The 24385-nt window shown below is 42.9% G+C and carries 24 protein-coding genes; 9 read left to right on the top strand and 15 right to left on the bottom strand.

The genetic code is table 11. The features are described from left to right. Positions 1-74: 74 nt before the first annotated feature. Both BSR11_RS13435 and BSR11_RS13440 read right to left on the bottom strand, forming a co-directional pair. Positions 75-1601 (bottom strand): methyl-accepting chemotaxis protein, encoded by a 1527-nt coding sequence (locus tag BSR11_RS13435; RefSeq protein ID WP_072670849.1) that lies wholly within the window; start codon positions 1599-1601, stop codon positions 75-77. A 148-nt stretch (positions 1602-1749) separates the two neighbouring features. Then, positions 1750-2643, bottom strand: coding sequence for a LysR family transcriptional regulator (locus tag BSR11_RS13440; protein WP_072670850.1), 894 nt, complete (start codon positions 2641-2643; stop codon positions 1750-1752). A 120-nt stretch (positions 2644-2763) separates the two neighbouring features. Between BSR11_RS13440 and BSR11_RS13445 the strand changes: the two genes are divergently transcribed. Then, positions 2764-3399, top strand: coding sequence for an NAD(P)-dependent oxidoreductase (locus tag BSR11_RS13445; protein ID WP_072670851.1), 636 nt, complete (start codon positions 2764-2766; stop codon positions 3397-3399). Positions 3400-3483: 84 nt separating this feature from the next. Here the strand turns inward: BSR11_RS13445 and BSR11_RS13450 are convergent, their stop codons facing one another. From BSR11_RS13450 to BSR11_RS13460, 3 genes are all read right to left on the bottom strand, one after another. Next, complete coding sequence (locus BSR11_RS13450; RefSeq protein WP_072670852.1) at positions 3484-3933, bottom strand: CC0125/CC1285 family lipoprotein; 450 nt, start codon at positions 3931-3933, stop codon at positions 3484-3486. Positions 3934-4096: 163 nt separating this feature from the next. Then, positions 4097-4432 (bottom strand): DMT family transporter, encoded by a 336-nt coding sequence (locus tag BSR11_RS13455; RefSeq protein ID WP_072670853.1) that lies wholly within the window; start codon positions 4430-4432, stop codon positions 4097-4099. Between the two features lie 43 nt (positions 4433-4475). Next, positions 4476-5789 carry an HdeD family acid-resistance protein gene (locus tag BSR11_RS13460; protein ID WP_072670854.1) on the bottom strand — a complete coding sequence of 438 codons (1314 nt, stop codon included), beginning with the start codon at positions 5787-5789 and terminating at the stop codon, positions 4476-4478. Between the two features lie 344 nt (positions 5790-6133). Between BSR11_RS13460 and BSR11_RS13465 the strand changes: the two genes are divergently transcribed. Next, entirely contained in the window at positions 6134-7048 is a 915-nt protein-coding gene (locus BSR11_RS13465; RefSeq protein WP_139299846.1) for a VirK/YbjX family protein, read from the top strand. A gap of 89 nt (positions 7049-7137) precedes the next feature. Here the strand turns inward: BSR11_RS13465 and BSR11_RS13470 are convergent, their stop codons facing one another. Next, the gene (locus tag BSR11_RS13470; RefSeq protein ID WP_072670855.1) at positions 7138-7368 is read right to left on the bottom strand and encodes a VF530 family protein; all 231 of its coding nucleotides are present in this window, start codon (positions 7366-7368) and stop codon (positions 7138-7140) included. 257 nt (positions 7369-7625) lie between these two features. Between BSR11_RS13470 and BSR11_RS13475 the strand changes: the two genes are divergently transcribed. The 3 genes from BSR11_RS13475 (at position 7626) to lplA (ending at position 10479) form a co-directional block, all read left to right on the top strand. Then, complete coding sequence (locus BSR11_RS13475; RefSeq protein ID WP_167363662.1) at positions 7626-8807, top strand: YbfB/YjiJ family MFS transporter; 1182 nt, start codon at positions 7626-7628, stop codon at positions 8805-8807. Next, positions 8801-9388, top strand: coding sequence for a glutathione S-transferase family protein (locus BSR11_RS13480; RefSeq protein ID WP_072670857.1), 588 nt, complete (start codon positions 8801-8803; stop codon positions 9386-9388). Before BSR11_RS13475 ends, BSR11_RS13480 begins: the two co-directional genes overlap by 7 nt. A 77-nt stretch (positions 9389-9465) precedes the next feature. Further along, entirely contained in the window at positions 9466-10479 is a 1014-nt protein-coding gene (gene lplA, locus BSR11_RS13485) for a lipoate--protein ligase (RefSeq protein WP_072670858.1), read from the top strand. Between the two features lie 58 nt (positions 10480-10537). On the opposite strand, the gene BSR11_RS13490 is transcribed toward lplA, so the two are convergent. After that, positions 10538-11215 carry a response regulator transcription factor gene (locus tag BSR11_RS13490; protein WP_072670859.1) on the bottom strand — a complete coding sequence of 226 codons (678 nt, stop codon included), beginning with the start codon at positions 11213-11215 and terminating at the stop codon, positions 10538-10540. A 1-nt stretch (position 11216) separates the two neighbouring features. Then, positions 11217-12806 carry a HAMP domain-containing sensor histidine kinase gene (locus tag BSR11_RS13495; protein WP_072671212.1) on the bottom strand — a complete coding sequence of 530 codons (1590 nt, stop codon included), beginning with the start codon at positions 12804-12806 and terminating at the stop codon, positions 11217-11219. A gap of 161 nt (positions 12807-12967) precedes the next feature. On the opposite strand from BSR11_RS13495, the gene BSR11_RS13500 reads away from it, so the two are divergent. Next, on the top strand, positions 12968-13534 hold the full coding sequence (locus BSR11_RS13500) for a metal-independent carbonic anhydrase family protein (protein ID WP_072670860.1): 567 nt from the start codon (positions 12968-12970) through the stop codon (positions 13532-13534). Between the two features lie 80 nt (positions 13535-13614). Here the strand turns inward: BSR11_RS13500 and BSR11_RS13505 are convergent, their stop codons facing one another. The 5 genes from BSR11_RS13505 to BSR11_RS13525 all read right to left on the bottom strand — a co-directional run bounded on the left by BSR11_RS13505 (position 13615) and on the right by BSR11_RS13525 (position 19302). Beyond that, complete coding sequence (locus tag BSR11_RS13505; protein WP_072670861.1) at positions 13615-14382, bottom strand: potassium channel family protein; 768 nt, start codon at positions 14380-14382, stop codon at positions 13615-13617. Positions 14383-14427: 45 nt separating this feature from the next. After that, positions 14428-15363, bottom strand: a complete 936-nt coding sequence (locus tag BSR11_RS13510; protein ID WP_072671213.1) for a Gfo/Idh/MocA family protein — start codon at positions 15361-15363, stop codon at positions 14428-14430. 152 nt (positions 15364-15515) lie between these two features. Then, positions 15516-16046 (bottom strand): MltR family transcriptional regulator, encoded by a 531-nt coding sequence (locus BSR11_RS13515; protein WP_004396869.1) that lies wholly within the window; start codon positions 16044-16046, stop codon positions 15516-15518. 59 nt (positions 16047-16105) lie between these two features. Beyond that, positions 16106-17254, bottom strand: coding sequence for a mannitol-1-phosphate 5-dehydrogenase (locus tag BSR11_RS13520; protein ID WP_072670862.1), 1149 nt, complete (start codon positions 17252-17254; stop codon positions 16106-16108). Positions 17255-17352: 98 nt separating this feature from the next. Then, positions 17353-19302: a PTS mannitol transporter subunit IICBA gene (locus BSR11_RS13525; RefSeq protein ID WP_072670863.1), complete on the bottom strand. Its 1950-nt coding sequence runs from the start codon at positions 19300-19302 to the stop codon at positions 17353-17355. A 790-nt stretch (positions 19303-20092) separates the two neighbouring features. Between BSR11_RS13525 and BSR11_RS13530 the strand changes: the two genes are divergently transcribed. Both BSR11_RS13530 and BSR11_RS13535 read left to right on the top strand, forming a co-directional pair. Continuing rightward, positions 20093-21040 (top strand): M23 family metallopeptidase, encoded by a 948-nt coding sequence (locus BSR11_RS13530; protein ID WP_072670864.1) that lies wholly within the window; start codon positions 20093-20095, stop codon positions 21038-21040. Further along, the gene (locus BSR11_RS13535; RefSeq protein ID WP_072670865.1) at positions 20944-21399 is read left to right on the top strand and encodes a bactofilin family protein; all 456 of its coding nucleotides are present in this window, start codon (positions 20944-20946) and stop codon (positions 21397-21399) included. The genes BSR11_RS13530 and BSR11_RS13535 overlap by 97 nt, the downstream gene beginning before the upstream one ends. On the opposite strand, the gene BSR11_RS13540 is transcribed toward BSR11_RS13535, so the two are convergent. After that, complete coding sequence (locus BSR11_RS13540) at positions 21400-23073, bottom strand: RluA family pseudouridine synthase (protein ID WP_072670866.1); 1674 nt, start codon at positions 23071-23073, stop codon at positions 21400-21402. A gap of 94 nt (positions 23074-23167) precedes the next feature. Beyond that, positions 23168-23752: a LysE family translocator gene (locus tag BSR11_RS13545; protein WP_072670867.1), complete on the bottom strand. Its 585-nt coding sequence runs from the start codon at positions 23750-23752 to the stop codon at positions 23168-23170. Positions 23753-23858: 106 nt separating this feature from the next. Between BSR11_RS13545 and BSR11_RS13550 the strand changes: the two genes are divergently transcribed. Beyond that, positions 23859-24302 carry an Lrp/AsnC family transcriptional regulator gene (locus tag BSR11_RS13550; RefSeq protein ID WP_072670868.1) on the top strand — a complete coding sequence of 148 codons (444 nt, stop codon included), beginning with the start codon at positions 23859-23861 and terminating at the stop codon, positions 24300-24302. Positions 24303-24385 lie beyond the last annotated feature (83 nt).

The following is a 24385-nucleotide window of genomic DNA, read 5'->3' on the forward strand; positions in this document are numbered from 1 at the left end:
GTGTTCCCTCTTGATGACGATTGAAGTGGTATCCCTAGAGGAGGCAATGAACCATTACCTCCTCTCACCGGAAATTAATGGGTTTTAAATTTAGCAACTTGTTGTTTGATTTCTTCTCCAATATTGATCACCTCCACCGACATACTTAAGTTGGTTTGAGCACCATCAGCCACCGCTTTAGATGCGTCAACGACGTCAAGTAAGGAGCGACTAATTGAGGCAATCGATACATTTTGTCTTTCGGCAAGATCGGCCACGTGCTGGTTTTTTTCTTTGATGGTTTTTGCCATCAGGTTCATTTTTTCGATAACGGAGTGAGACTCACCAAAACGTTCAGAAGTTTTTTCCAGAGTTAGTGCGATGTCATGCAACTCTTTTTCAACCATTGAGGTGGCTTCATTGAGCGCATTGATATTGGTTTTTATTTGTTCGGTTGAGTGGCTGGTTTTTACGGCTAGATTGCGGACTTCATCGGCGACCACCGCGAATCCTCGACCTTGTTCGCCAGCTCGAGCGGCTTCGATGGCCGCGTTGAGTGCCAGTAGGTTGGTTTGTTCTGAAATGTCATTAATCACATTTAAAATGGCGTTAATCTTTTCACCTTCTTGAGAAAGCGTAGTCATTTTGCTGTTAAGCAGTAGCATTTTCTCCTGCATTTTCTTCATTTCGTGCGAGGTGGTTTCAATCGTACTGTGCATTGAGTCTGTTAACGTGCTAGATGAACTGGCGTGCTGGGCGCTATCTAAAGCAGACTCATTAACTTGTTGAATTGAATGTTGAATCTCAACCGCAGCGTGTGAGATAGAATCTAACGTGTGTTGCTGTTGATTGAGTTTTACGGCATTGTCGCTCGCGATATCTTTACTGGCGAGTGAGGATTGATGCAGGTGTTCCGTTGACTGGATGATTTTTTGAACAATGGTTTCTAAAGACTCGGTGAATCGATTGATCCCTAAGGTAATATCTTTAAATTCGTTGAGTTTGGCTGGCTCAATCCGTTGCGTGAGATCACCATCTCCAGAAGAAAGATCCATGACACGCTCTGTTAGATTAGATAATGGTTTTAAGACGGTCATCCTTAAAAGTAGGAAAGAGATTAGCGTGATTAATATATCCAGAGTTAGAATTTCAATAATGACCGTTTTCATTAATTCAGATAATTGTTCAGCGATGGAAAAGTCATTGTAATATAAGACGATAGAACCCACTTTTTTGATATCACCAAAATCATCAATAAAGAATTCCTGCTCTTTTTTCCCCGTATATGATTTGGGGTCAATATTGGTGATCTCGGGGTATTCAGGATGATTGAGATAAAAGATTATCGATTTATCATTATTGTCTTTTATCTGTATCGCACTAATCGCAGGCTCATTAAGCTCTGATACTACAATCGCTTTCGCTGAGTCAAAATCGAAGTCCCAAATCGGTTTAGGTAGGCTGATCGATAAACGATGGGTGGCATGTTCAACATTTGCACTAAGGCTTTGATAAAGCTGTTTTTGAAAAACATTATATTTTACTGCGCCCATTCCCAGCAGAATCAGAGTAATAGCCAATACAATTTGGCTAAAAAAGATCACTTTGATACTTTTAAACATAATTAATCCCCATCTACTCCGTTACCTATTGAGTATAGTCGGCGCTCAATTTAGTGCTAACTGAAGCGAAAAATTATGTTTTTTTACAGGGATGAGAAATTAATTGGATGAAATTTCTTCATCTATTAGTTTGATTATATTAGATTTTTTAAGGAATGGTCATATCTAGATGATCCCATTGTGTACTGACAAAATCGATAAACTGCCGCACGAGTGGTGACTGATAGCTGCGTGATAAATACACCGCCCACAATGCGCTGGTTGCTAAATGGTAGTCGGGTAATATCTGGATTAGAGCGCGATCTTTTAAGTAGCGATTGGCTAAATCACAAGGGAGCAGGGCAATGCCTTTACCATGTAATGTTGCCCGGCAGATTAGGCTCATATCGTTGGCTCGAATCGTACCATTGACATTAACACTGTAGGTTTGGTTATGACGAAGAAACTCCCATTTATGATGTGAAAGATGGACAAAACAGTTGTGCTTAGCTAGGTCACTCGGCTGTACAATCGGTTGATGTTGAGCAAGATAAGTCGGTGCAGCACAAGCAACCGTATCGACTTGAAAAAGACGCCGAGCAATTAATTGTTCGTCAGGCTGATTAGTGAAACGCAGCGCAATATCTACCCGTTCATCAACCAGTTGAGCTAAGCGATCAGAAGCAAGAATATCAATCGTCACTTGTGGATGTAGGTCAGTAAACGCTTCTACCGCATCAAGCAGAAGATAACGTGCCAAGCCAATCGGTACCGAAATTCGAATGCGTCCAGACAGTGACTGCGATTGCTCTAGGGCTCGCATTTCTAATTCTGCTGTTTGATGGAGGATTTTCTCACACTGTCTAAGCGCTTCTTCACCGGATGCTGTTAGGCTCACTTTACGTGTGGTTCGATGCAGCAAACGTTGTTTTAGCCAATCTTCAATTTCTTGTACATGACGGGAGACTTGTAAGCGGCTTAAGTTAAGATTTTCTGCCGCTTGAGTGAAACTGCCAATATTGGCAACTTCTACAAAGCTGCGCATCGCGGTCAATTTATCCATGGTCATCTCTCATTAGTATCTTAGTTAGATACAATCTACATCCTTTCTTACTATTTATCACTCGTTCAGGGGCGACTACACTAGCATCTGTTGATAAATTAAACATTAGGGTGTTAAAGAATGAAAGTTGCTATTGTTGGAGCTTCGGGTTGGATCGGTAGTCATTTAGTGCAAGAAGCACTATCTCGTGGGCATGATGTCGTCGCTATGGTGCGCGATCCTGCGAAAATGACCGATGCGAATGTTGAGGTGCGTCAGTTTGACGTGGATAACCAAGCCAATTTTGCTCAATTATTTGCCGATATTGATGTTGTCATGGTGTCGATTGGCGGTCGAGCAAACGGGGAACATGGTATTGTGGCTAAGACGGCAGAGCTATTATTAAGCCAATTACCTCAAGTAGGCGTCAAGCGTTTACTTTGGGTTGGGGGAGCCGGTTCGTTAGAAGTTTCACCGGGGGTTGCACTGGTCTCTTTACCGGACTTTCCAAGCGAATATAAACCAGAAGCATTAGCACAAGGCGAAGCCTTGGCGATTTTTAGAAGTAGCGATAGTTCATTGAATTGGACTTTCGTTAGTCCTGCGGCTGAGATTTTCCCGGGGGAAAAACAAGGGGCTTATCGAATCGGTGGCGATCAGCTGCTCGTGGATAGCGACGGAAATAGCCGTATCTCTGTCAGTGATTATGCGGTAGCCATGCTGGATATGTTAGATACTGCCTCATTTGCCCAGCAACGAGTGGGGGTTGCTTACTAACTAATGGTTATTTATTGATATCATGATCGTCGCTAAGTGAATAGACACTGAGCGACGATCCATATCATCTACTGATGAAGCTTATTATTCTACTTTCACGCTATTTAAAATAAATTGGCTTTCATAAACCATCGGATAAGCATCTGAAGGTTGATGAAGCCCTTTACTGATTGCCATGATGGTCGTTTCACTGGTGATCTGTGTGGTTGAATACAACCACTTTTGCTTATTTTCAGCCTGTGAAATTTGGTTTTTAGCAACAGAATCAACATTGATTTCCTCATCTAAGAGGGTGAAGTAAGCATATCCAGCTTGATTCGCCAACTCCGCACTTTTGCGCAATATATACTTACGTGCAATGGCCCTGTCTGTGTAATCATTACCAATAAAACTGATTTGCCAAGTGTCTTGAGCAAGGGCCTGTACATCAAATCCTTTGCCAAAAGACCAAAAGTTTTTTTCTGTTTGATAAGGTGTTGCACAACCTGAAAGTAGTAATAACCCTGCTATGATCATCGCGATGTTTTTTTTCATTAATTTTTACTCTATAAACGTTGTTGATAAAGGTGTAAGACCTTGGTTAACTGAAGTTTACCTAAGATTGACATCGATGATTGTCTGGGAATGTCGTGCAATGTCTGTTGACGTCTTTTCTCTTTGAAAACTGATGATCCATTACTTACATTTATAGTAGGGATTAATGAGTAATTGATTTAGAAAAGAGTTGGATAACGATGATGCCAGTAACAATGAAAGTGATACCGATTAATGCCGGAATATCTAAACTTTGTTTATAAATAAAAAATGACATTATAGAAACCAGTAAAATACCCATTCCTGCCCATATTGAATAAGCAATACCGATGTTCATGGATTGTACAACCTGAGACAAACCATAAAATGAGATGCAATATCCGATAATTACAAAGCAACTCGGTAGGAAACGAGTAAAACCATAGGAGGCTTTCATCATGGTTGTTGCTATAGTTTCGGCGAGGATAGAAATCATTAATATAATATATACTTTTTGCATAAAATTGATGCCTGTCTAAATTAATAAATCGAATGAATAGAATCTATTTTGTGGATAAGTTTAAGTTTGGTTTTCTCATTTTCCACAAGATTCTTTTATACCATGGAAAAGCGGTGACATGCACCATACGATGTAGTACACGAGAGTAATCCATAACTAAACCCGGAGTCCATGCCATCATTAATGCTCGTCTTCTTATTTGTGCTGCAATCCATAGTTCTGGAGTGCACATTATTTTTAATAAAGATAAAAAGTTATTATTTGGCCGAGAAAGAATACCCTCTAAGGCTGCTTCTAAAGCATAAGCTACAGTACTAGAACAATTCTGATGTGTTATATTATAAATTGGATATTGACGGTAACTTTGCCAAAAATGTAGTAAAGCATCTCTATTATAATGTTCAAAAATAATTTTTTGATCAGATTCACACCAGTCAGCAGCTTCAGTTTGATAATCTGATAAAAATCGTCCTGGTACATTATTATCTGGGGTTGCTCGTAATAAACGGAAAAAATCCTCGGCTTGACGATCAATATCTTCTTCTGGGTATAAGCTTATATAGAGTTCAGAAGGTAATTCTAATGAGGCGTGACCCGTTGAAATAGTACCATCTTTATCGACTGCGGCAATATAACGATTAATAATTGGACGAGGCAACGTTGGTGCACTTGCTGAGCCTACAGGTGTCCATATATGAATAGTCAGAGGCTGTTGAATCGGTTGAGTTGGTTGATATGTGACATTGGATACACTTTTAGTCTGAATAGGGTCGAGAGATAATTTAGGGTTAATAATCTGAAATATAGTACTACCTTGTTTTATATAACGAGAGCGAATCGCGATCGATAGAGAACTTACGCCTGTGCCAATCATAATTAGCCCTATGAAAAAGGACAATGTTGATTGATGATGAGTTAAAATAAAAAATGAAAACAACATCTGGAATACTCCCCAGACTAGAGTGATTTTCCAGCGATAAAATCTGACTATCCAAGCTGAAGCCATAGCAAAGGAGCCGGTAATAAAATAAGCGAAAACAAAAATCGCTGAGATAATTTCGTTACTGTATCCATTGTTCATTAAAAAAATATAAGAGAAAAATAAAAATAAGATTCCTTTACATAATAGTAAATGGTTTTTATTTTTTATACTGCATAGGGCAATGCTCAATGTCATTAAACTTTCAAATAATAAAATAATACCAAAGGTATTTTTAGGAAATAACAGTTGTTGATTCAGTCCATCAAAAAAAATAAATACCCCAGTCGCCACCCATAAAATACCGAAAAACCAGAGGTGAAGTGAGTATTTTTTAACAAAATCAGAACCTAAAAGTAGTAAAGCAATCTGTAACATGTTGAGCCTATTCTTATTCTTTAACTACAGCGATGAAATTAAGATAAAAATATCTTATGAATGGAGTCTACCTAAAATCTGAACCTATGATTGTCTGCATATGTCGCCTTCTGTCTTGGTCATTTTGATTAATATGAGGATTAGGTCACTTTTCGTCTTTCTGATGAGTTTTTATTGAGTGATTTAATTTAAGTTATTGATATATAATCGCTATTTTTCCATACAAACCCATACATTAGTCAACGAGTACTAAGTAATAAAACGCTGTATAATTGCTCTCTATGTCTATTTGCTCAGGTGAGATGATTCATCTCACCACTGACGAAGTGTGAGTAATTAATTCTATGTTGACTAATATCCAACACGATCTACCTGAATGGGCGGCAAAAATTTATCCAGAAAGTAAAGGCTGGGATCGTATTCGTAAAAACTGGCGTTTTCGTTTGTGGGCGTTGCTGCATCCCCAAGCTGTACGTCGGATGTTATCACTCGTTGAACAACCTATTCTCGCTAAGGTACTGAATGACAATCCACAGCTATTAGAACGACCTCTAAAACCTTACTTATGTGTTAATTTATCGTTAATGCAAAGAGTGGACTATCTTGAGCAGCATTTTTTATTTTTAGCTCAGCGATTTGGAGAGCATTGTACGGCGATCATGTCTGACCAAGGCGTCAGTTTATGGTGCATCGAAGATAAAAATGGCGAAGCCTATGATATTCGTTTAAACCGAGGAGCCAGTCGTGAGGGATCGATTGGATTAAGCTTGGTGAATCAAGCTGGTGCTACTATCTATTCGATCAGTTTTCATTTTTCTGATCAGGGTAAAACGATGCATATCGGAGCTTTGCAAGGCCCAAGTGATAAAATTGAAAATCGTCAGCAAATCATTAAAGATTTAACACGTACAGTGCACGGCTTACGGACAAAAGCATTGATGGTCGAACTGGCCTTATTAGTCTCTCGTCAGTTGGGTGTTGAACGTTGTTATGCGATTTCTAATCGTGGTCATATTTATCAAGCGCTACGTTATATCGGTTCTAAGCGTAATAAAGTCAGTTTTGATTACGATGAGCTATGGACGGAATATGAGGCGGAAAAAATCGATCGTTATACATACCGTATTGCGATGATGCCGGTGCGAAAGGATATAGAGAGCTTAAATCGTAATAAACGTCGTTTGTATAGTAAACGCTATCAATGGTTAGATGAGTTAGAGTTAGCTATCGGTGAGCGACTCAAGCAATTGAGCTGCTAATTGTTGGCACATACCGACTATGTGATTGGGGTGAACGAAACGTAACCAACACCCCTATAGCTTCTATAGCCCTTTATTTGATTTATTATTTAATGAAAGGTCTCAATATAGAGATCTTCCACCTTACTTCTTGCCCATTCTGTGCGCCGTAAAAATTTCAAAGAAGATTTAATGGATGGATCGCTTTTAAAACAGTTGATGCTAATTCGTTGCGCTAATCCTTGCCAGCCATAATGTTCGACCAATCTAGTCAGAATTTTTTCTAACGTCAGGCCATGTAAAGGGTTATGCGGCTGCGCATGGGAATCGTTGGTTGGCATAAAAATAGAGTCAGTAATGATTGGGTTAGCCAGTATAGCGCGCTTGGCGATAAATGTGCACTAGCGCTGATCTTTACCTCATCAAGATGCTAAGTTGTTGGTTATTTGTTAGCTTATGGTTTGTTTTTATGGCTACTTTCCATTGATGCAAGTTGGCATCGGTTATATCGAACCATCATAGCTGACCGGTCAAATCAACTTATGAGTCTACCAATCGATGAGCAGAATAAACATGACATGGCTGAATGAGCATTAATATGCGATCAACAAATACCTTATTAGTATTGATGGTTGGCATGAGTTCGACGCTGATTGGTATCGGTTTATCTCGTTTTGCTTTTACCCCCTTAATTCCGATGTTATCAAGCGAGGGATGGTTTTCGGTAGCGCAAACCAGTTACCTCGGTAGTTTGAACTTACTGGGTTATTTGATTGGCGCTTTAAGTGCTCATCGCTTAGCGCAGCAGGTCGGTGATCGCTTACTCCTGATCATCGCTACTGTACTGGTCAGTGTCAGTTATCTTGCTTGTTTTTTGCCTATGCATTATTGGTGGGTGGCGGGATGGCGTGTCATCGCTGGCGCCGCGGGGGGGTACTTAATGGTGATTGGCCCAGCCTTGGCTTTACAGCATAGTGATAAGCCTCATCGTAATACCGTCATGACGATGATCTTCATGGGGATTGGTTTAGGCGTGGTGTTTTCTGCTGTTATCATGCCACTCTTGCTGCAGTTCAGTCTTTCAGTCACTTGGTTGGCGATTGGTAGCCTATCTTTGGCGATCAGTGGGCTGATGATCATCGCTTTAAAACGACTGCCCGTTATTCCTCGTGCCATTGTATCTTCTGATGCTTCAGCGCCTGTTGCGACGGGCGCGGTTTGGTTAGTGATTGCCGCTTACGCCCTTGATGCCGCAGGTTTTATTCCGCACACTATTTTTTGGGTTGATTATCTGGTTCGTGAGCGGTATTTCACACCACCGCAAGCGTTATGGTTTTGGTTTGCCTTTGGCGGCGGCTGTCTTAGTGGACCATTAATGGCTAAATGGCTGGTATCACGATTCTCTTGGCACAGAGCACTTTGGGTTGCTTACGCACTCAAAGCGGCAGCGATTCTTTTACCTGTGCTGACCGCGCAGCCATTTTGGCTTTTTTGCTCCGCGTTTATCGTTGGGGCAATGACGCCTGGCATTGTCGCATTAACCGCTGGGCGAATTGCTGAATTGGTTGGCACCACGTTGCACTCCTATTATTGGGGAAAAGCAACCGCAGGCTTTGCATTATTACAAGCCATTTCGGGGGGAATGATGGCTTATTATTATCAGCATGTCGCTGAGTACATACCGCTCTTTATCACGGCGACGCTATTGATGCTCTTCGCTTTGCTCTGTATTTCGCTAAGTCCATTCTTCCACTCAAAATCGGTGAAACAGTCATGTTAACTCTCTATTTAAATGCCACTTCTCCTTATGCGCGCTTAGTACGTATATGTGCACTAGAAAAACAAATCCCGTTAAATGTAGCCATGGTCGATCCGTGGGCGTCACCGGATGTACTTTTGCAGGTTAACCCTGCGGCAAAAGTTCCGGTGTTAATCACGGACGCAGGTGTTGCCTTGAGTGAAACCTTACTTATCCTACAATACTTGGATATTCACTCCTCTTGTGCGCCGAGAATGGATGACGACGAGCAAGTGATGCAATGGTTAGGTCTAGGTCAAGCATTAATGGATAGTGCTTTTCAGACGGTGATCGCCAATAAATATGGTGAGCCCGATAAGGGTGAATTGGCTTTACGTCGTCAACATGCCATACAGAGAATATTAACTCAGCTTGAAAGTGAATGCTTACTGTTTGCTAACAAACCATTCACCACTGCCCATTGTTCGATTGCGGTAGGATTAGCTTATCTCGATTTTCGTTTGAGTCAGCTAAATTGGCAACGCTCGTATCCACAGTTGGCAAGCTGGTATGCACAAATCACACAGCGCACCAGTTTTCAACAAACGCAATTTTCCCAGTGAGTATACCGATTTCTCCTCGCTATCTCAGTTAATGCTCAGTAGGATAACGCTTTGTTTTGTATCAAGGTGATATAGCCATGACTCGTACCCGAATTCTTATCTCTGAATCGACCAATCCTTGGTTCAACTTAGCGGTTGAAGATACGATTTTCCGTTCGATGCCCGCCGATCAGCGCATTTTGTTTTTATGGCGTAATGCCGATACCGTCGTTATTGGACGAGCGCAAAATCCATGGCGAGAGTGTAGAACTGAGCGTATGGAACAAGATGGGGTGAAACTGGCTCGCCGACAAACTGGTGGCGGCGCGGTTTTTCACGATTTGGGTAACAGCAACTTTACCTTTATGGCAGGTAAACCTGAGTACGATAAACAAGTGTCGACACAGATTGTATTAGCGGGATTACAACAACTGGGTATTCACGGCGTTGCTAATGGGCGTAATGATTTGGTGTTGCAAGATGAGGAGGGGGTGCGCAAGTTCTCTGGCTCAGCTTATCGAGAAACGCTTGATCGCGGCTTTCATCACGGCACTTTACTCTTGAGTGCAGATATGAGCCGCTTAGCGGATTACCTTAATCCTGATCCCAAAAAACTGCAGGCGAAAGGGATTACTTCGGTTAAATCTCGCGTGATTAACCTCAATAGCGTTAAAGCGGATATTGACCATCAGCAAGTATGCGATGCGATCATCCACGCTTATTTACAGCATTACCAACAAGATGCCCAAGTTGAGTACATTTCTCCTGAACAGTTTACCGATTTACCCGGTTTTGAAGACAAGTTTGCAAAACAAAGCAGCTGGGAGTGGAACTTTGGCCAAACGCCACCTTTTACTCACCATTTGGATGAGCGTTTCACGTGGGGAGGAGTAGAAATTTTTCTCGATGTTGAGCAAGGAGTGATTCAGCAAGCGACGATTTTCTGTGATATGCTCGATCCTTATCCGATGGAGTTATTAGCGAAAAAACTGGCTCAGGTTCCTTATGATCGCTGCGCTATTGCTTTGTGCATTGAGCAATTAGCGCAGCAACACTCAGAGTCTGCAAAGGAGCTGCAAGAGTTGTCAGCATGGATAGTGACCGCTTGTTGAGTATTGACTGAGTTAGCCATCCTCTCTTGTGCCAAAACCAAACATAGCCAAGCTACACTTACTGAGCGGCTTGTAGATAATAACCCATGCCGCGTTTGGTTTTGAGCAGCGGGGCGGTGAAAGGATCGTCAATTTTTTTGCGTAATCGGCGCATGTAAACATCGACCACATTGGTTAAGGGATCTTGATGAATTCCCCAAACGTTAGCCAGAATGCGCTCGCGGCTAAAAATATGCCCAGGCTTATTCATCAATAATTCTAAAATGGACAGCTCTTTGGCGGTCAACTCAATAGATTGATTGGCACGGGTGACACGCATGGTCGATAAGCAGAGGACCAAATCTGCGACTTGTAGTGTGGCTAAGGGACTGGATTCAGAGTGACGCCTTTGTAGGGCATCTAAACGAGCCAGTAACTCTTCAAAATGGAATGGCTTAGCAAGATAATCGTCTGCGCCAGTGCGCAAGCCTTTGACTCGTTCATCAACATCACCTAACGCTGACAGCATCAAGATCCGGACATCAATGCCCGCTGAGCGGATTTGTTGACAAATGGTCAGTCCATCACAATGAGGCAGCATGCGATCTAAAATCAGCACATCAGGTTCATAGCTGATAACGGTTTCTACCGCGTATTGGCCATCATTCAGGTGTTGGATCTGATGACCTTCGGCTTTTAAGCCTCGTTCGATAAAACTTGCGATTCTAGAATCATCTTCAATTAATAAAATACGCATGCTAAACCTCTTCCAGTGGAAAACTAAGAGTCACTTGGCTACCTTGATTAAGCTGGCTAGCGATCTTTATCTCGCCATTTAATTGTTTAGCCATGCTCTGAGCTAAGGTTAAGCCTATGCCGAGTCCGTCAGGACGATATTGTTTACCATTGTTAGCACGAAAATAGCGTTCAAAAATACGCTCAAGGTCATCGCTAGCGATTCCAATACCTTGATCGTTAAGTTGAAACGATACTTGGTTGGGTTCGAGCGTTAACGTTAGTGTAAGTGGCTGTTTTTTCGGGTCATAACGTAATGCATTATCAACAATAATACGGATAATCATTAATAGTTTATCTAAGTCGGTATAGCAAATCAGAGCCTGCCAATTGGCTTGTGTTGGCTCTGTGGCTGCAACGGTTACTTGCTGAGAGCTGGCAAGCAGGTTGGTTTGTCGCACAATGGCTTGCCAAATCGCCTCAAGTGTCATCGCGGTGAGAGTCGGCTTAAATAGCTGTTCATCTTGGCGGATCAGCATTAATAGATCATCAATACGATAAGATAAGTGCATCGCTGACTCGTTAATACGTTGTAAGGTTTGTCGATACTCGTCATCACTATTGTGGCGGCTACGCAGGGTGATTTGCGCTTCGCCTAAAATGGCCGTTGCTGGGGTGCGTAGCTCATGGCTAACGTTGGCAAAAAACTCTTTTTGTTGATGTTTGGCTTTTTCTAGGGTTTGCAAGGCTTGAGCGAGCTCTTGGGTGCGAGCCGTCACTTCGCGCTCAATCAACTGGCGGGAAGCCATTTCTTGTTGCTGAGCTTGCTCTAAGCTTTGCGCCATATAGTTGAAATGGCGAGCGAGAGTTTTCAGCTCCAAGGGGCCACTAACGACAATTCGATGATCCAGTTGGCCTTGCTCTAATGCCGTGGTGCTTTTGACCAATTCCGCCAATGGTTTGGATAAGGTTCTCAGCAGCCAGCCACCGAGTAATCCACCTAAAATCACGCCAATCACCGCGAGACTGATGATCACGCTTCTCACATTCGATAGCGCGTTCATTGCTGCACTTTCATAACGAGTGGTACGTTGTTGTTGCACACTAATTGCTTGATTGAGTAACTGGCGCAGGTCAGTATTATCGACCTGATCAAACGACTGACTAAGCAGCAGCCAGCGCTCATCATCATCGGTAATTTTAGCGATTTCCCATGAGCGTAGTGCTTGTTTTAAACTGGCGAAGTTGGTTTCAAATAAAGAGATGACTTTAATTTGCTGAGTAATTTCCGCAAAGTCTTGCTGAGTTAAACTCTGTTGCTGGGCTTGTTCGGTGAGCTGGTTGAGCTTTTCTAGTAAATCTTCAATTTTGGCAAAGCGTAGGTCGCGTTTTAAAGTACTGCCATCTTTAACCAACAGATATTCGGCAAGCCAAATTTTCAACTGTTGTTTTTCGGTGCTCAGTTGCATGAAGTTTTGTAAAATTTGGTTAGACACTTGCCCACGCTGCAGGTGCTCATTGGCGACTTGATTCGACCAATAAGCCGCCCCCGCCTGAGCTAAAATCAGCGACAGTAAAAGTGCCAACACAAACGATAGTTGATAGCGAAACACAGCCATTTCCTCAGAGCATAGCGTTAATAACAGCAGAGTAAGCGATTTATGTACTGACGGTAAACCATGTTCATCTTAGGTTAATCTTAGCGCAGGGTTTAGGTTCATCAAAGCGCGCTACAGTAGTTACTCAAATCACTTAAATGAGTAAGGCAGGGACTATGCAACGCATCCATAAAACATTTTCTATTTCAGCACTATTATTATCCAGCGTGTTACCGTGGGCAGCTCAGGCTTCCTCGCCAGTTGTGAATAATAATATTACCCATCAAGAAGTGCTGAATGCTCAACAGGCTTGGGGTGAGGCATTAATTAATATCAGCCAAACGTATGAAAAGCAAGGCCACGCAGCAGCAAAAACGTTAGCCAGCCAAGTGTTGGAACAAGCTTATGGTTACCAACAAGGTGCGGTGCTGTTTAAACCGACGCTCGCCAGTGGTCAGCAAACGTTTCGTACCGATGTGGCTGGAGCATTAGCCTATTTTGTCGGTGGTAATAGCCATTATGCACAAGACTCTGGCTTTGCTTTAAAAGGTTGGAAGGAATACCGCTTTGAGAATGCTGCGGTTTACATTAATGGCGATTTAGCCTTGACCATGGGTAATGTCATATTAGTTGATAAGCAAGGGCAAACCACGATGGTTGATAAAAGCTGGGCCTTTAAGAAAGATGAGCAGGGGCAACTACGCATCGTCTTGCATCACTCTTCTTTACCTTATCAACCTTAAGGCTTAATACCGTTAAGCTTCGATACAGAGCCGGTGGCGATGCGACCGGCTCTTTTCTATTTGGGCCATTTAATACGCTATTATCGGTGTTTATCATGACTATGGTGCAGATGATGTTTTTCCTTTAACTGCTGACGAAACCGAGCGAGATGAAATTGGGAGCGAGGTTGCTGACCGTGTTTTCTATGACTATGTTGATGCTGTGAATCTAGGCGCTGCTGTTGATTATCATCGACAAAGAAAGAGGCTACGCTCGCGGTTAATAAACCAAAGAGGGTGATGCCCGTTAACATGAGAAACACCGCAACGCCGCGGCCAAAAGCGGTCACTGGATACATATCGCCATAGCCTACGGTAGTAATGGTGGTCATTGCCCACCAGAGCGCATCACTATAATCTTCAATTGGACTGTCGCTGCCTCTCTCCACCAAATAGACAAATGCTGAACTTAACATCACGGTTAATAAGCTGGTTAAGCCAATAAAACTAAGGGTTTTTTGCCGTAAGACCGCTTTGGTTTGCCGCCAGGTTCTCGGTAAAATAAACAGAATACGTATAAAACGTAATGGTCTTAGGAATGGCATCGCAACAATCAAGACATCAGGCCAATTTTGCATTAAATAGCGGCCACGCTGTTGGCTGAGCAAAATTTTAATGGCTAATTCAGTAGCGAAAACGCCCCACACTAACCAAATCAATTGATTGATAAAGTGGCGTTCTTCTTGGTCTAGCTGAGCGACATCGGGTATTAAAGCCAATAGTACATAGATAAGCGATAAGATAAGCATTGGCACTTCGGTTTTGCTCTCGAAGGCGGCCAGTAATTTTGCGCGTTGTTTCGGGTTCATAATTCTAATGTCATTGTGCGTGGTTTGATAAAAAGTGGTCTGCGTTTAGATGCTATCGGTTAATTGAGTGATACGCGCGCAGAGTGCTTCGGCTAATTGGTGGCTAGCGAGGTTGCGCTCAATGATTGAGTGGGCGAGTTTTCCTTGTTGTATCACCCTGAGCCATTCATCGATCATCGCACTAAATCCTTTGTTGGTCAGCATCGGTGTCCAATCTGGCGAAGCCAGTAGTTGCTGCTGATTATTCTGCCAGTGTATGCCTTCAGAAAAAGAGTGAAACTGATAACTTTGATTAACGAACTGCGCACTGACAGATTCACTGGTAATACCAAATTGTCGATTCATTGAAGCATGCAACAAAGTGGCTCCATGTTGCCATTGAATATCGATACGCGCTAACTGTTTGCTGGCCATTTGATGGGTGATGTAAGCGTCTTGCAAATCGGCTTTAGCGTAGAGATTGATACTGTCTAATGGATGGATGAAGTCATCAAACAAGAAGGTACGAATATCACCAGGTAAAGCATGGCGATTTTTCTCCCAGCGTAAGCCGAGTAAGTCGTCTCGTAAGCCTTGCTGTACTCCGACCAAATGTTGATTTAATAGCGGAAGGTGGCGACGATTAAAGCCGACATAAAGCGGTTGTTGGTGCTGTTCAGCTAATGCGTACAATTGTTCGCAATCAGCCGCGCTGTTTGCTAATGGTTTATCGACAAATGTGGCGATGCCATGACGTAAGAAAAAAGCCGCAATCTCAGGATGAGCGGCCGTTGCCGCGTGGATCATCACGGCATCGACTTGGAATTTGAGCAGATCTTGATACTGGGTACAGGTTTTAGTGATCCGATATTGAGCGGCTAAATGCGCAAGAGTGTGCTGATTTCGAGTGCAAAAGACCAGTTCAACCTCGGGACGTTGGGTTATCACGGGTAAGTAAGCTTTTTGGGCGATATCCCCCAAGCCAATAATGCCTATTTTGATCATCGTTATCTAAACTGGTTCGCTTCACAATGAGGACAAGACTAACACTCGCTCTAAAAATCGGTAAGTGTATTGCCGAGAAATTGGGAAGACGATCTTTGTCATTTCTAATGATCAGTTCGAGAACGAGTCATACAATAGGCCATGATGATTTAAAACGGGCTCTCTTTATTGAGTTCATTACAAACCTCAATAATCGCTAAGGAAAGTCCAGAGCGGATCACTTGCTGTTGGCGCTGTAGTTGTAAGTGATAAAAGTCGAGATCGATGTCGCCATCTGGATCAACCATCGTCACAGGTAACAATCCTCTGTTTTGGACAAGATTTAATGCTTTTATGGCGTGAATTACTTTAGGATCGGTAAAGCTGTACTCCATAGCATCACTATTCAATTGATTACGCAGTTTGATGATGGCTTCGATATCGTGATAAGTGTCATCGGTCACCACGCCTAGGCCATATAACAGTTTTAAGCGAACAGAAAGGTTACCAAGTGGTCCTGTATCGTCTAATAATGGTCCAACAACCGATTGCACCGCAAAATTATCTTTACGAAAAATACGCTGCATCAGTGCATCAACCGCTTGGGTCAATATGTCAACGGTTGTGATAAAAAAGCCACGCACAGAGGGGGCGTTGTTCAGTTGTTCTAAAATATCGATTTCGTCAATTTTCTGTGCCATATACTATCTAATTTAAGGTTGAGATAGGAAGGCGGTGGCCTTCCCATCTTAGTGTCACGTTAAAGCTGATGATAAATTGCTTCAATTTTTTGTACTTCGACACTGTTTTCTTTTAAGCCTGAATAATGTGCCAGCGTTTTTGAGATCCCGCGTTCTTTGAGTGAAGCTTGCAATTCAATGGATTGCGGATCGTTAAGGTTGGTATATTTTAGGGCGGCGGCAATCCCTTTCAGTAAGGTTGTATTGTCTGTGCCGTACTCTATTGTACCGAGTAATGGCTTGATTAATCTATCATTCGGCCCTAATTTTCGTAGAGGTTGACGTCCAACGCGATCCACTTCATCGACTAAGTAAGGATTTGCAAAACGCGATAAGATTTTTTCGATGTACGCATGATGCATTGTGCGATCAAACCCATAACGTTGGATGAGTACTTCGCCACTCTCTAGCATCGCTTGTTTGACCTCGGCGCGTATCTCTGGGTCTTCAATGGCTTGACGAATGGTATGGTGCCCTTTCAAACAGCCCAAGTAAGCAGTAATACAGTGTCCGGTATTGAGGGTAAACAGTTTTCTTTCGATAAAGGCCATCAGATTTTGGGTGGTTTCCATGCCCTTGATACAAGGAACTTCGCCTTTAAACTGCTGCTCATCGACAATCCATTCACTAAAGCTTTCTACTGTGACGTCAAGTGGATCGTCGTTGGCGGCTTCGGCGGGAGGGACAATTCGATCGACGGCTGAGTCAACAAATCCAATGTATTGTTCTGCTTTGGCTTGGAGATCAGAGGATAAATACTTAAACACCTCAGTTTTTAAATGGCTAGTGCCTCGTACCATGTTTTCACAAGCGATAATATTAAGAGGTTGTTGATTACCGGCCGCAAAACGCGCTTCAATCCCTTTGGCGATGGTTTTTGCAATCATATCCAATACGGCGGGGCCGACAGCCGTGGTGACTAAATCGGTGTTAATCATTCGTTCAATGAGCTCGTGGCTGGCGGAGTTAACGGCGGTTACCTTAGTAACGGTATCAATCTGACAGTCATGACCGACAATCTTAACTTTATACTGTTGTTGATGACTAAGTTGATCCACTAAGGGGTCATTAACATCGGCGAATGTGACTTGAATGTGCGCATCGGCGAGTAGTTTTCCAATAAAACCACGGCCAATATTACCGGCACCAAAATGTACTGCATTTTTCATAATTCATTACCTACCAAATAGTGACTGACAAAGATTAGGGTGAGGTCAGCATAAATTTCGGGGGATGCTGACCTCGTTTGCCTCAAGAGCAAAGGCAATTAGGCCGCTTGGGCATTGTTCAAAATTGCCAATATCTCTTTGATGTTATTGGTCGAGGTCAGGGTGTTGATGGCCTCTGGATCATCAAGGGCATTGGTGATGGCAGTAATGACTTGAATATGGTCATCATTTTTGGCGGCAATACCGATCACTAATTTGGCGATATCGTTTTCATCGTCGCTAAATTGGACGCCGGATGGGTACTGACAAATGACAATACCCGTTTTGATGACTCGATCTTTGGCTTCAATTGTGCCGTGAGGAACCGCGATCGATTCACCTAAGTAGGTCGAGACTAATTGTTCTCTCGCAAGCATCGCATCAACATATTCCGGGTACACATAGCCAAGTTCTACGAGCTTATTACCAGCAAAGCGAATGGCTTCCTCTTTATGGATGGCGGTTAAACCTAGGTAGATATTGTCTTTCTGTAAGCTAAAAATGGAAGGTTGCTGAGGGTCAAAATACTCATCATTAGCGGCGACTAACGGTGCTTTAATGAGACAACTGTCATTGGCTGCTTTGGGATGTGTGGCGGCCAGCAGTTGGATGACTAATTGATTATACATATCGCTATCAAGAAAATTGGTGAGTGATAGATGCTGGGCATTAGGAGCGTGTTTACGCGCTCTGTCGGTGAGATCTTTATGGGTGATCACAATATCCACATCTTGTGGCAAGTTATTGATCGCCAGATTTGTGATGGTGACGTTTAAGCCCGCTGCTTGCGCTTTCTTACGTAATAAACTGGCTCCCATAGCGCTTGATCCCATCCCCGCATCACAGGCCACAATGATGCTTTTGACATGGTTTAGTTTGAGATCATGCTTAGCTGGTGACGGTTTAGCTTGTTCTGCTGTTGTGGATTTTAACGTGTTCATTTGCGCAGTAGCTTTGGCGAGTGAACCTTGATCGCCCTCTTCATCGGTTGAATGCTGCGCTTTCATGAGAATGGCTGCAACAATGAAGGAGACGGCTGCGGCGGCAAAAATAGAACAGATCACACCAAGCATGGAGGCTTTATTGGTCATTAATAAAATGGCAAAAATAGAACCTGGTGAGGCAGGAGAGACAATGCCTGCATTGAATAGGGTTAAGGTAAAGATTCCAGTCATTCCGCCAGCAATCGCGGCTAAGATTAGGCGAGGATTCATCAGTATGTAAGGGAAGTAGATCTCATGAATACCACCGAAAAAGTGAATAATCGTTGCTCCACCAGCGGTTTGACGAGCGGTCCCTTTACCAAACACCATATAGGCTAATAAGATACCTAATCCCGGTCCTGGGTTAGCCTCAATCAGGAAGAAAATGGATTGCCCTGTTTCGCTGGCTTGTTGAATGCCAAGTGGGGAGAAAATACCGTGATTAATGGCATTGTTGAGAAATAGAATTTTCGCAGGTTCGACAAAAATGGATGTTAATGGAAGTAGGTGCGCTGCGACCAAAAAGTTAACGCCAGCCGCTAAAACATCCGAGAGTACTTTGACAAAAGGGCCGATTAAATAAAAGGCGATGACGGCGCAGATCATACCGATAATACCAGCAGAGAAATTGTTCACTAACATTTCGAAGCCGCTTTTAATCTTGCCATCAACACGTTTATCAAAGTATTTGATGGCCCAGCCGCCCATTGGTCCGACGATCATTGCGCCCATAAACATAGGAATATCCGTACCGACGATAACCCCCATGGTGGTTATTGCACCGACAACGGCACCTCGTTCACCACCGATTAACTTACCCCCGGTATAACCGATCAGTAGAGGCAGCAAGTAGGTGATCATCGGGCCAACTAAAGAAGCTAATGTTTCATTGGGTAACCAACCTGTAGGAATAAAAAGTGCGGTAATAAAGCCCCAAGCGATAAACGCACCAATATTGGGCATAACCATGTTTGATAAGAAACGGCCAAAATTTTGTATCTTGACCTTAGCATCTGGTGATAACATATCCGTTCCCCGTTCGATGTTCTAAAGAAGTAGTGTGATAACGGTTCGTCTAAAACCGTTGGTTGCTTAGTACCCAATCAATCTATCACACAATTTTACGTTAGAGCTGACAACGGGTTTTTTGTGATCTATCACGCGATAACTGTCTTTCAACTGCGCTCATTACGTGATTCTCTTCACCATTTTGCTGTGTAATTAATTTACATTTCATTTGTTTTAATTTTGTCAATTTATTTTAGTTGCGCTATGTATCAAATTTGGTAATTTTCATTTATCTCATATGGTGATCAAGATCTCAATTAAGTGACAATGATTGATTTGTTTGAATAATTGTGTGATCTAAGTACCGTACTAATTTTGCCTATTATTAAAAAAATAAATAATTGACGATGTTTAAATGATTTCTGTAATTTAAGTACAGTTCGACGAAATGGTGTGAGGATGCGTTATCAGAATATTCCTTCACCCATTGTTTTCTCATCTGATGTTACTGAGTGATGAAGAGGGGTAGTATGATCCGCCACCTTTGCACACAGTTACAACGACACTTATTGTCTCTTTATCTATGCTTATGGTGGATGGAATCGCTTGATGTTGATTGGCAATCTCAAGTTGTTTTGGGATATCAGTGTCAGGTAGAGAGGCTATTTATCGCAACTTATTATAAAAATAAAAAAGAGATCCATGTCAGAAGCTGCTTAACCTAGTGTAGTCCAATCAAGCAAAACGTTTAGTCATTGCGGGTTACCTGCTAGAATCAAATAATTCCACCTTAGTATTAATAGAATCAATGAAAGAAAAGGTTATCGTTTCTGTTTCATCTATCCACGGCACGCGACACTTTCATCTCGGCAAGTGGTATCGGCATGTTTTAAAAACAGTGGGTTATACTCTGCTAGTTGCATTACTGACCATTGGTGGGGTGATCTATTATTTGTCCAGCGAAGTGGATTTTGCCAAATTAAAGCAGCAAGAACTAGAGAGCCAATCCTCTTCATTACTGGGTGAGCTATCTTCACTGCAAGAACTAAAAAATAATTTAGAGCATGATTTACAAGAGCGTGAAGAAAAAATGCAGTTGGTTGCCGATCGACTAGGCGATCTCGAAAAAGTTTTAGGTATGGAAGACAGTGGTGCGGAATTAGAGTCTCGCTTGGATACAGCAGCGATAACTTCTTCGGTGAGAATGGTGATGTTAACCCAAATTCCCAGTGGCGCACCTGTGCATGAGGCAAGAATTTCGTCAGGATATGGTCAGCGAACTCATCCTGTAACAGGTAAGGTGCTTTTTCATCGCGGGCAAGACTTTGCGGTCAATATCGGTACTCCTGTCTACGCGCCAGCCGATGGCGTGGTGGAAGTCACTCGGGCGAGTAACCAAGGTTCAGGTAACTTTTTGCGCTTACAACATGCTTATGGTTTTTCAAGCTCTTATTCGCACTTACAAAAGTTTGCGGTTAAGAGTGGTGATTTTGTACAAAAGGGCGATCTGATTGCTTATTCGGGTAATACCGGTCTCTCTTCTGGGCCTCATCTACATTATGAAGTGCGTTTTGTTGGTCGACCATTAGATCCCAAACCTTTTGTCGATTGGGGCATTAATGATTTTGAAAGTTTATTTAGTCAAGTAAGAGGTATTCGATGGGAATCTTTAGTAAACAAAGTCGAACTCAGAGTCAGCGCGCAGCTACAACTCTCATCGCAAAAGGCTGTTCAATTAGCGGACAACTCCGGTTAGAAGACAATATTCAAATCGATGGTCTTGTCGATGGACAACTGCATGTTATTAAGACCATTGTGGTTAGTGAAAGTGGCGCGGTAAATGGTGATATTTTTGCGCAACATGTGATCATTAACGGCGCATTTGAAGGCACTTGTCACGCCGACAAAATCGAGATTTTAAGTAAAGGGGTGGTTAATGGCACTCTGTATACTGACGATCTGAGTATTGAACAAGGTGGACGTTTTAATGGCATGACTCACCCTGCTGCAGGTGAAAACGTTACTCAATTAGTCGATGCGGTTGACGCCAAGGAAACCAAAAATACGAAAATCCATAAAGAGATAAAACCCGCGACTAAAGGCTCAAGTCTGTAATTAAAAGTCTGCTGGCACTTCAAAGGTCATTTTTTGATGATGATAGGGGTGAGAAAAGCTTAACTTCTGAGCATGTAAACACAGTCTTTCAGCAGCTTGCCCATACAGATCATCGCCAACGATAGGAAAACCCAATCCATCAGGATGAGCGCAGTGGACGCGCAATTGGTGGGTTCGTCCCGTATGAGGATATAAATTCACTCGGGTTTTACCTTGTTCAATCGCTACCTTTTCCCACCGTGTCTGCGCCGATTTTCCTATCTCAAAGCAGACCTTTTGTCTTGGTCTATCGTCTAGGTCCGCGGCCAGAGGCAGCGTAATATCTCCGCTATCTTGTTCAAGTTCGCCGGATAATAAAGCCACATACTGTTTGTCAATTTGCCGAGTAATAAATTGTTTTTGTAGGGATTTATTCGCGCGGCGCGTTAAGGCGAACACTAACAGTCCTGATGTCGACATATCTAAGCGGTGCAAGACAAATGGACCTTCACAGTTAGGAAATTGCTCAGCTAAGCGGGTGAAAGCGGAATCTTTAATATTAACGCCTGGTACGGATAAAAACTCAGCAGGTTTGTTGATAACGACGATTGCCTCATCTTGGTAGATAATCTCAATTTGTTTACCCTCGGCAGGATTCACTAATAAGGGATTATCCTCTAACGGCATACCTTTGAGCATGTGCGCCAAAATCGGTTGACACTTACTTTGACAAGCGGGGTAAAACTTACCGTGCTGGCGGATCTCCGATTTCGGTGAGCTACCCCTCCAAAATTCCGCTAACGCGATTGGGGTTAGTTGGTGCTGAAAAGCATAATGCAGTAATTTCGGTGCCGCGCATTCCCCTGCACCTGCTGGAGGGACTGGGTTTGGACACGGAGCAAAAATAGCATTGAGGTTTTTCTTCTCGCCGTACTGGTTAAGAAAGAAATAGTGTGAGAAGAGTTGATGCTGCAAGCGTGCTGAACGTTGCTTACGCTCTTGTTTTAGTTCGGTTATTTTATGATTGAGTTGCTTGAGCTGTTCATCTAACACCGCAGTCTTTTGTTGCCATTCAAGCTTAAGCTGTTTTAATTGCCATTTTTCTTGCACGCTTTGCTGAGCAAGTTGGTTGAATAACTCTTGTTGCTCCGCTGTTGTTGCTTGGCTGGTCGCCGTGGCGCGCTGTTGTTTTCGCTGTGCTCGGCTGTCGATCATTGCTTTTTGCTGCGTGCTAATCGCTTGTTTCGCTTGTTCTTGGCAGGCCTGTAAAGCTTCAATAAGAGCGCTGAGCTGTTCTGAGTGCATTAACTGGCTAATTTGCTGATTTATTTCGGCAATATGGTTGGCTTCTACGCTAAAAAATTCCGTTTGTGTAAAACGGTCAAAGACTGGAGGCACAAAACCGGGGAGATGATCTTGTTCGGCGAGCTGGCCAGAAAATGCAGCGAGATACCCCAATTGGTTCTGAGCATTTTTCACCACTAAAACACCAAACATTTTTCCGTGACCGTCACTTTGTCGTTCCATACCAAAAGGGTGGACCCAATCATTTTGTGTCGTTAGATGAGTTTGTAACTGTTTGGCGGCAATCAGCGCTAAAGGATGTGGCTGATAACAAAACGGATAAGTGAAGCGCTCAGGTAACGGGATAGCAGTGATGTCGGTTGCAAATGGAGTGAAGCAATGGGCAGGCATAGTGAAGACAACAGTGGTTAAAAACAAGGGAGAGTTTACTGCGCTTGGCGTAAAAAGTCAGTATTTCTCCCTAAGCTTGAGCAAAACAACCTATTTATAGCATCGGCAATACAGACAGCAGCAATAATCCCCCCATGGCACCATTAAACCAACGGACATAGCGTGGATGATTCATCCACTGGCTTAACTGCTTACCCGCTACCGTCCAAACGCTTACCGATGGTATATTGACCATAGCAAATACCAAGGCGATGACCATTAATTGTATCCAACTTGCCTGTTGGTTAAACACACTCACTGCGGTGAGTGCCATGGACCAGCCTTTCGGATTTACCCACTGAAAGAGTGCCGCGGCAGTAAAGGTCATCGGTTGATAGTGCTGCGTTGTTTGTGAGGGGTTACTCAAGGCTATTTTTACGGCTAAATAGACTAAATAGGCGGTGCAGATGATTTGCAGTCCGTATTGTAGCATTGGATAACGATGAAACAGTTCGGTGAGTCCAATACCAACCAGCAGTACCATGATACTGAATCCTAAAGTAATGCCCAACATATGAGGAATGGTCCGTACAAATCCGACGTTGGCTCCTGAGGTCATGAGCATGATGTTATTTGGACCGGGTGAAAAAGTAGAAACAAACGCGAATGCGATGAGTGGTCCCCATTGTGTGTAATCCATGAGCGGCTCTTGTTAAGTAAATGATGAGAAAATAATAATGGTATTGTTGGGCAATATTGTGTTTATATTTGTTTTCAATGACCTTAATTAGCAATAAAAATGACTTATGGATAGATTTGACGAACGAATATTGCAAGAGCTTCAAGCGGATGGACGGATCTCTAATGTTGAGCTTGCCGAGCGGGTAGGGTTATCACCCTCAGCGACACTAAGGCGAGTGCAAGAGCTTGAGCGCAAGAAAGTCATTAAAGGCTATCGAGTGATCGTCGATAAAAGCCAACTTGATATTGGGTTTGTGGCGTATGTTGCGATTGGTTTGAATAGCCATACCAAAAAGGCACAACTCAGTTTTGAAGAGCACGTACGCTTTGCTAAAGAGGTGGTGGAGTGTCATAACATTACTGGAATGAATGAGTACTTACTTCGTGTGGAGACTAAAGATCTCAGTGCTTATAAGCGCTTTCATGCCGATGTGTTAGGTGAATGCCTAACGGTAAAATCCATTAGCACTATGGTCGTCATGGATTCTCCAAAAGATGCCCGCCAGTAGTGAGCATCTTTTCATCCTATTTTTAGGGTCTGTAGACCTTTCGAACAAAATTGAATCGCGAAAGGTCTACAGACCCTAGTGTC

Origin of the sequence: Vibrio injensis (assembly GCF_001895205.1) — a bacterium.
Taxonomy (GTDB): Bacteria; Pseudomonadota; Gammaproteobacteria; order Enterobacterales; family Vibrionaceae; genus Vibrio; species Vibrio injensis.

Excerpts from the sequence above, each read along its gene's own strand:
- BSR11_RS13435 (WP_072670849.1), bottom strand. The coding sequence starts at position 1,601 with ATGTTTAAAAGTATCAAAGTGATCTTTTTTAGCCAAATTGTATTGGCT.
- BSR11_RS13440 (WP_072670850.1), bottom strand. The coding sequence starts at position 2,643 with ATGGATAAATTGACCGCGATGCGCAGCTTTGTAGAAGTTGCCAATATT.
- BSR11_RS13445 (WP_072670851.1), top strand. The coding sequence starts at position 2,764 with ATGAAAGTTGCTATTGTTGGAGCTTCGGGTTGGATCGGTAGTCATTTA.
- BSR11_RS13450 (WP_072670852.1), bottom strand. The coding sequence starts at position 3,933 with ATGAAAAAAAACATCGCGATGATCATAGCAGGGTTATTACTACTTTCA.
- BSR11_RS13455 (WP_072670853.1), bottom strand. The coding sequence starts at position 4,432 with ATGCAAAAAGTATATATTATATTAATGATTTCTATCCTCGCCGAAACT.
- BSR11_RS13460 (WP_072670854.1), bottom strand. The coding sequence starts at position 5,789 with ATGTTACAGATTGCTTTACTACTTTTAGGTTCTGATTTTGTTAAAAAA.
- BSR11_RS13465 (WP_139299846.1), top strand. The coding sequence starts at position 6,134 with ATGTTGACTAATATCCAACACGATCTACCTGAATGGGCGGCAAAAATT.
- BSR11_RS13470 (WP_072670855.1), bottom strand. The coding sequence starts at position 7,368 with ATGCCAACCAACGATTCCCATGCGCAGCCGCATAACCCTTTACATGGC.
- BSR11_RS13475 (WP_167363662.1), top strand. The coding sequence starts at position 7,626 with ATGCGATCAACAAATACCTTATTAGTATTGATGGTTGGCATGAGTTCG.
- BSR11_RS13480 (WP_072670857.1), top strand. The coding sequence starts at position 8,801 with ATGTTAACTCTCTATTTAAATGCCACTTCTCCTTATGCGCGCTTAGTA.
- lplA (WP_072670858.1), top strand. The coding sequence starts at position 9,466 with ATGACTCGTACCCGAATTCTTATCTCTGAATCGACCAATCCTTGGTTC.
- BSR11_RS13490 (WP_072670859.1), bottom strand. The coding sequence starts at position 11,215 with ATGCGTATTTTATTAATTGAAGATGATTCTAGAATCGCAAGTTTTATC.
- BSR11_RS13500 (WP_072670860.1), top strand. The coding sequence starts at position 12,968 with ATGCAACGCATCCATAAAACATTTTCTATTTCAGCACTATTATTATCC.
- BSR11_RS13505 (WP_072670861.1), bottom strand. The coding sequence starts at position 14,382 with ATGAACCCGAAACAACGCGCAAAATTACTGGCCGCCTTCGAGAGCAAA.
- BSR11_RS13515 (WP_004396869.1), bottom strand. The coding sequence starts at position 16,046 with ATGGCACAGAAAATTGACGAAATCGATATTTTAGAACAACTGAACAAC.
- BSR11_RS13520 (WP_072670862.1), bottom strand. The coding sequence starts at position 17,254 with ATGAAAAATGCAGTACATTTTGGTGCCGGTAATATTGGCCGTGGTTTT.
- BSR11_RS13525 (WP_072670863.1), bottom strand. The coding sequence starts at position 19,302 with ATGTTATCACCAGATGCTAAGGTCAAGATACAAAATTTTGGCCGTTTC.
- BSR11_RS13530 (WP_072670864.1), top strand. The coding sequence starts at position 20,093 with ATGAAAGAAAAGGTTATCGTTTCTGTTTCATCTATCCACGGCACGCGA.
- BSR11_RS13535 (WP_072670865.1), top strand. The coding sequence starts at position 20,944 with ATGGGAATCTTTAGTAAACAAAGTCGAACTCAGAGTCAGCGCGCAGCT.
- BSR11_RS13540 (WP_072670866.1), bottom strand. The coding sequence starts at position 23,073 with ATGCCTGCCCATTGCTTCACTCCATTTGCAACCGACATCACTGCTATC.
- BSR11_RS13545 (WP_072670867.1), bottom strand. The coding sequence starts at position 23,752 with ATGGATTACACACAATGGGGACCACTCATCGCATTCGCGTTTGTTTCT.
- BSR11_RS13550 (WP_072670868.1), top strand. The coding sequence starts at position 23,859 with ATGGATAGATTTGACGAACGAATATTGCAAGAGCTTCAAGCGGATGGA.